The following is a 671-nucleotide window of genomic DNA, read 5'->3' as shown; positions in this document are numbered from 1 at the left end:
AAGCGATTTCTACTCTGCGTAAGATGTTGAAGGATTCAACCAAATCTCCAGAGTTTGTTAAAACCGTTCCAAAACGAGGCTATCAACTCATTTGTACTGTTGAACGCCTAAGCCCACTTTCTTCAGACTCAAGCTCAATTGAAGTTGAAGAGCCAGCTTCTGATAACAATGACACCTCTACTAATGAGGTAGAAACGATCGTAGAGCCGTCTTTAACGACGATTTCTGACGCAATCGTTGAACCAGAAGCGCCAGTAGTACCTGAAAAAGCACCTGTGGCTTCTGCTGTGAATCCTTGGATTCCACGCGTTATTTTATTTTTGGCACTATTACTACCGATTTGCGTACTGCTGTTTACAAACCCAGCGGAATCTCAGTTCCGTCAGATTGGTGAGTATCAGAACGTACCAGTGATGACACCTGTAAATCACCCTCAAATCAACAACTGGTTGCCTTCTATTGAGCAGTGCATTGAACGCTACGTTAAGCACCATGCAGAAGACTCGTTGCCAGTGGAAGTGATTGCCACTGGCGGACAAAATAACCAGCTGATTTTGAACTACATTCATGACAGCAACCACTCGTATGAGAACGTGACATTGCGTATTTTCGCAGGTCAAAACGATCCAACAGACATCTGCAAATAAAGGAGGCCAGCATGAAGATTAAAG

General features: G+C 43.8%; 1 protein-coding gene. It reads left to right on the top strand.

Going from position 1 to position 671, the window contains the following annotated elements; genetic code table 11:
- On the top strand, positions 1-647 hold a 647-nt coding region (toxR, locus tag R7Z77_RS25945; protein ID WP_318137122.1), incomplete at its 5' end, for a transcriptional regulator ToxR.
- Positions 648-671: the final 24 nt, after the last annotated feature.

It is taken from the genome of Vibrio sp. 1401, assembly GCF_033340295.1.
The sequence above is the reverse complement of the archived record's forward strand: the minus strand, read 5'-3'. Positions and strand labels throughout refer to the sequence as shown.